The following is a 5,448-nucleotide window of genomic DNA, read 5'->3' as shown; positions in this document are numbered from 1 at the left end:
ATCTTTGTGCGGAATTTTTCAGACCAGGAGGTGACTGCCCCTGATTTCCTGTCCACGGTCAACGATTCCTTTAAGGCGATACGACCCTACTTTGACCTCATGAGTGACATCCTGACGACCAACCTCAACGGGGAATCCCTCTTAGACTAACGCCGGGGCTTTAAAGAGCTGGATCTGGTCTTTTAACCTTTCAATCACCATGTTCATCATCCGCTTGTTCAGGGAAGAGGAATTGGTAATATAATGTTCGTATTCCTCAATGGTGAATTGCCCGATAATCATGCCTTTGAGGGAATTCCGGAATTTGATGTCTTTCTGTATGGCATTTTCCACAAAGGCGAGCTGCTTTTCCAGGGACAACTCAAAAAACCCGTTCTTATGCTTTCCGATATAGTTTCTGAAAGCAGCGACTAACAAGTTGTTTTGAAATTTGATGACGGGCCTAAGTGTGGCATTCTGGAAGCGCTCGTCTGCGCTCATCTCCGGGCTGATTCTGGCATGGGCGATTACGGGACGTAACCCAAGCAGATCTTCGGATCTTTGGTTCATCACAAGAAGTTTTAATAAAGGTAGCACTTTGAAAAAGCGCCCTCCTTCCCAGAAAATAGAAGTTTTTAACGGGGTTATGAACAGGATAAATAACTGGAAAATAATACCTTCCGCAGTCGTAATGGCATCCTAAGCGAAACGTTCAGGTTTAATTTTCACAAGAATCCAGGGCAAAAATGCCAGTACCACAAGCAAACCAGAAAGGTAATCGGGTAGGGAGATCCACGGGTGGACCAGGAAAAGGATTCCCCCCATAACAAAGAGTGTTTTGATATATTTCTGATTAAATGCCCAGGCAAACCCCAGCCATAAAATACCCAGCAATAAAAACATAACAATATCCAGAAGGCGCTCGATTGCCGCAGGGAATTCAATAAACCAATTCAGGATCCTGCCACCCAGAACAATCCCCAGGGCAATTAAAAACGCGTAGTAGATGTTTTGCTTCATTCTTGTCAGAAATTATTTACAAAACTAAAATAAGGAATTTAGTTCAACTCTTTTTTTAGGGCATCCAGTTCCCTAGACAATTGCTCATAGCGATCATAAGCATCCTTTCCAGGAACCTGGTCAGCCTGGTTGCCCATGGAATACAGGTACGACCATTGGGCCACCAGCATGGGCTGTTCATAAATACCTTCTTTGGTCTTGAGCCTGGCTAATACAGCCTCCAGGGCAGCTATCTTCTCGGCATCATTGCCATTCTTGTTTAAGGCCTTAAGTTGTTGTTCAAGCTTGTCCTGTAGTTGAAGCGCTTCGCTGAGCTTATCCCTTACTTTGATTTGAAAATCAACCTGGGCTTGTATATCGGCCTTGGTTACTCCGGATTCCAGAACCCTGGGGTCCGGAACGATTTCAAATTCAAAGGCAATGGTTTTAGCACCTGGTGAATTCAGGGAAGCTTCATACTTGCCTGGTTGTACCATGGGCCCGTTTCGGAATCTTCGGCTTTTCTGTGTACTCCATGGTCCGGGCATACGCATATCCCAATGGAAACGGTTCCAGCCTTTGTTGGCTGTCAGTTGTTTGTTGAGCAGATAGGTGGTGAATTCCGTACTCATATCACGTATGGCCCTGGGTTGATCAGGATCTGTTGTTGTTGCCGTACTGTCATTGGTAAAGGCAATAACGGCTCCTTCCTGATCTCGGATTTCCAATTGCACTAGCTTACCTCCCTCCGGCAGGTAATAGTCAAAGATAACCGATGGGGTGGGGTAATCAGGGGTATTGCTGCCCCATGCACCAGAAGGCATTCTGTAACGTATGGTTTTGGCCCTGGGTAACAGAACAGGGGTATCCACTTTTTCAAAATCCCCGTAGCGCAAGGGTTCTATATTGTCCAGCACCCAGAAAGAGCGTCCCATGGTGGACAGGGCAATATCGCCCCGGTGTATTTTCAGATCGGTGATCGGGGTTACCGGGAGGTTTTGCTGGAAGGGTTTCCAGTTTTTGCCATCATCAAGGGAAACGAACATCCCGTATTCGGTACCGGCAAACAACAGCCCTTCCCGTACCGGGTCTTCCCGGACCACCCGGGTGGGATAGTCTTTTGGGATCCCATTGCTTCCCGGAGTTAGCAATTCCCAACTCGCCCCGAAATCCTCAGTCTTGTAGATATAGGGTTTACGGTCGCCCAACTGGTACCGCAACACGCTGATGTACGCTTTGGCAGGATCATGCGGAGAGGGTTCTACTGCATCCACGCGACCACCCGGAGGAAGTTTTTTAGGGGTGACCTTAGCCCAGGTTTCCCCGCCATCCCGTGTTACATGGACAGGTCCGTCATTGGCCCCCACCCAGATCACGCCTTTTTGCACAGGTGACTCCCGTATAGCATATATGGTGCTGTAAAATTCTTCCCCGGTGATATCCCGTGTGATCGGACTCCCTGAAATTACCTGTTTGTCGTCTTCAAAGGCCGTAAGGTCCGGGGAAATGATGTTCCAGGTCCTGCCCTCGTCCTTAGTCATGTGGACGTATTGAGATGTATGGTAAATGACCTTGGGATCATGTGGGGAGACATGTATGGGAGACACTCGCTGAAATCTGAACTTCAGGTCTTTGGGATTATGTCCATACATATTAGAAGCCCCGACATAATAAGATTGTTCCGTACCCGTGCGTTTGTTGTATACTGTAAATCGGCCTTTGCAATTGGAATATACAATGTCCGGGTTGGTAGGGTGGGGGACTGCCGGACCTGTTTCACAACCCCCGGTGTTCTGTATATAACCAATACCGGAAGCCTGTACCCCATAAGGAGGTAAACTGGGTACGGCCACTGTGGAATAATTGTCCTGTTGCCCGCCGTACAGCCAGTAGGGGTACTGGTTGTCTACCTCCACCTGATAGATCTCCGCCGTGGGCTGGTTGAACTGAGTAGACCAGGTCTTCCCGCCATTGTGGGTTACATTGGCACCCCCATCGTTGCTCTGGATAAAGAGATCTGTGTTGTTGGGGTTGATCCACATGTCGTGGTTATCACCATGTGGTGGCCGCATTCTGGACCAGCTCTTACCCCCGTCTGTAGACTTGTAATAGCCGGTGGCCATGGCGTAAAGAATGTCCGGGCTTTTTGGGTCTGCCTTAAGGTTAGTATAGTAAAATGGACGGGTACGGATGCCTTTGTGGGAAGACACCTGGGTAAAGGTTTCCCCCTGGTCAGTGGACTTGTAGAGCCCGCCTTCGTCTCCAGGAGCCTCTACAAGGGCGTATACGATCCGGGAGTCTGCCGGACATACCTCAATATCGATCTTTCCAATCAGACCACCGGGCAGCCCCTTTTCAATCTTGGTCCAACTCCTTCCACCATTGATACTCTTATAGATCCCACCTTCTTTTTGGGTACCCCCGCTGATGATCGTCCAGGGTTTGCGCTCCGCCTTCCAGGCAGCAGCAAAAAGGATATTGGGGTTGTTGGGCAAAAGTTCCACATCAGAAACCCCGGTTTTATCGGAAATATAGAGGACCTTTTCCCAGCTTTTACCCCCGTCTGTAGTTTTATATACACCCCTTTCCGGGTTGGACTGGAAGGCGCGCCCTATGGCAGCAACATAGACCGTATTGTGGTCGAGCGGGTGTATTCGGACCCCACCAATCTGTCCTGTATTTTGCAGTCCGATCTCCATCCAGTTTTCCCCGGCATCGATGGATTTGTACATGCCTTTGCCTTCGATGACGTTGCTGCGTAAGCCGTCAGAGCCGGTTCCAACATACAGAATGTTAGGATCGTTCTGTGCAACGGCAATAGCTCCGATAGAGGGAGTTTTAAAGAAGCCGTCAGAAATATTGTTCCAGGAAGTTCCGTAATCTGTAGTTTTCCATACACCTCCACCGGTAGCCCCGAAATAAAAAGTGCCTGGCTGGGAAGCAATCCCGGAGACGGTGGTTACCCGTCCGCCCCGGTAAGGGCCCACATTGCGGTATTCAAAAATGGAAAAATCTTGTGCAGTAAGGGAACCCGCAAATAGGAGCAGGACATAAACGTATAATGTTTTCATAGAGAAATAGGCTCAATTTGAACGTCCGGAAGATAAGGAATGTTACCAAAAGATTCCAGTGACCTTGGGCCAAGTTATACACCGTAGATTCCTCTTTGTCTAGACGTGTTGGTCGATCAGGATGGGGTTGCCGTCCGGGTCCTCTATAACCAGGCTTCCCGGACCTTCAGTACCTGTTGCTACTTCTGTTGTGATAGATAGCCCCTGTGCCTTTAGTTTGGCCTGTATGTCCCTTACATCGGTCAAGCTTTCCAGGTTTTGGGCATTGGCATCCCAACCCGGATTAAAGGTGAGGATGTTTTTTGGAAACATCCCCTGGAACAGCCCCAGGGTGCAGTTGCCATTTTTGAGGATAAGCCAGTTCTGGGTGATATCCCCGTGAAATTTCGTAAACCCCAGTTTTTCGTAAAATCCCAGGGAGGCCTGGATGTCTTTGACGGTAAGGCTGAGGGAAAAGGTTCCTAGTTTCATGTTGTTATTCATTGTTGGTTAATGGTTGTTGGTTGTTGGTCTATTGCCAGTTCCCCTAAAGGTAGTAAAAACCCCACTGGGGCATTAATCCGACTGCAGTCCTACCAGGACTAATTCTGTTTCATCCACCTTCAGGATGCGGGATCGGGTATAACTTAAATTGACGTGCACTGTGGTTTCCAGCAGACTGTCTTTTGTGTTCAGGACCCATTTCCCCTGATTGTAGAAAACCCTTTTACAAAGCGAATCGAGCTGGTATACAAAAAGCGCGTCGACAAACTCTCCATCCGGGCGGATTTCCATCCGAAATCCTTTCATGTTTTCAGAGTAGGGGGTACGTTCAAAATACAGGGTATCTTCGCCTGCCCCGGAAACCAACACCCAACTATCCGGCAGAAGTTCGGCCATATCTGCATTCCTGGCGCAGGACACAAATACAATGGACGCCATAAGTAAAGCTGTGGATTTTGAAAAGAACTTCATCTTATTCCAGGTATAAACGGCGGTTACGCGGGTATTTCACCAGGTACTCCAGCTGTAGCATCTGTTGCTCCCTGGGCATAATCTGCAGTTCCCATTTGATTTCCCCATTTTCTGAGTTGAACTTGCCTTTGGACCGGTTCACAAGTTCTACCTTGATCTCATCCAGGGTAGATACAGGGATCTGGTCGTATACATCCAACCTAACCGGCACCTGTTTGTTGTTCTTGATACTGATCTCCCAATGACGCCTTTCTTCTTTGCGTGTGCCGACAAACTTTTTGGAGGAGAAATCGGCTTTCTTTTCCCTGTTGATGACAATATTCTTATCCCTGCCCAATGACAATTGCAGGGTGTCCGAAGCAGTACGCACATCCAAAATGGATTTTCCAACAAAGGTACCCTCGAAGAAAAGGTTGGCTTCTCCCTCCAGCAGGTTATACTGTTC

At 48.3% G+C, this 5,448-nt stretch carries 6 protein-coding genes and 1 pseudogene; 1 reads left to right on the top strand and 6 read right to left on the bottom strand.

Features of this window, described 5'->3' with window-relative positions; genetic code table 11:
- A pseudogene (locus AC4E7D_RS11100) lies at positions 1–150 on the top strand (TIGR02453 family protein); the annotation flags it as partial.
- Here the strand turns inward: AC4E7D_RS11100 and AC4E7D_RS11095 are convergent.
- The 6 genes from AC4E7D_RS11095 to AC4E7D_RS11070 all read right to left on the bottom strand — a co-directional run.
- On the bottom strand, positions 142–549 hold the full coding sequence (locus AC4E7D_RS11095; protein ID WP_490173863.1) for a glyoxalase: 408 nt from the start codon (positions 547–549) through the stop codon (positions 142–144). The pseudogene AC4E7D_RS11100 and the gene AC4E7D_RS11095 overlap by 9 nt on opposite strands.
- A 129-nt stretch (positions 550–678) precedes the next feature.
- Complete coding sequence (locus AC4E7D_RS11090) at positions 679–999, bottom strand: hypothetical protein (RefSeq protein WP_490173862.1); 321 nt, start codon at positions 997–999, stop codon at positions 679–681.
- A gap of 38 nt (positions 1,000–1,037) precedes the next feature.
- Entirely contained in the window at positions 1,038–4,049 is a 3,012-nt protein-coding gene (locus tag AC4E7D_RS11085; RefSeq protein WP_490173861.1) for a WD40/YVTN/BNR-like repeat-containing protein, read from the bottom strand.
- Between the two features lie 99 nt (positions 4,050–4,148).
- Positions 4,149–4,520, bottom strand: coding sequence for a VOC family protein (locus AC4E7D_RS11080; RefSeq protein WP_490173860.1), 372 nt, complete (start codon positions 4,518–4,520; stop codon positions 4,149–4,151).
- Positions 4,521–4,604: 84 nt separating this feature from the next.
- Positions 4,605–4,970 carry a hypothetical protein gene (locus AC4E7D_RS11075; protein ID WP_490173859.1) on the bottom strand — a complete coding sequence of 122 codons (366 nt, stop codon included), beginning with the start codon at positions 4,968–4,970 and terminating at the stop codon, positions 4,605–4,607.
- Between the two features lie 34 nt (positions 4,971–5,004).
- Positions 5,005–5,448, bottom strand: a 444-nt coding sequence (locus AC4E7D_RS11070; RefSeq protein WP_490173858.1) for a DUF4139 domain-containing protein, incomplete at its 5' end; no start/stop codon positions are given.

The organism is Lentiprolixibacter sp. (assembly GCF_982873095.1).
The sequence above is the reverse complement of the archived record's forward strand: the minus strand, read 5'-3'. Positions and strand labels throughout refer to the sequence as shown.

What these genes read in the sequence shown, in the direction of transcription:
- AC4E7D_RS11075 (WP_490173859.1), bottom strand. Translation starts at nt 4,970, where the DNA reads ATGGCGTCCATTGTATTTGTGTCCTGCGCCAGGAATGCAGATATGGCC.
- AC4E7D_RS11085 (WP_490173861.1), bottom strand. Translation starts at nt 4,049, where the DNA reads ATGAAAACATTATACGTTTATGTCCTGCTCCTATTTGCGGGTTCCCTT.
- AC4E7D_RS11095 (WP_490173863.1), bottom strand. Translation starts at nt 549, where the DNA reads ATGAACCAAAGATCCGAAGATCTGCTTGGGTTACGTCCCGTAATCGCC.
- AC4E7D_RS11080 (WP_490173860.1), bottom strand. Translation starts at nt 4,520, where the DNA reads ATGAAACTAGGAACCTTTTCCCTCAGCCTTACCGTCAAAGACATCCAG.
- AC4E7D_RS11090 (WP_490173862.1), bottom strand. Translation starts at nt 999, where the DNA reads ATGAAGCAAAACATCTACTACGCGTTTTTAATTGCCCTGGGGATTGTT.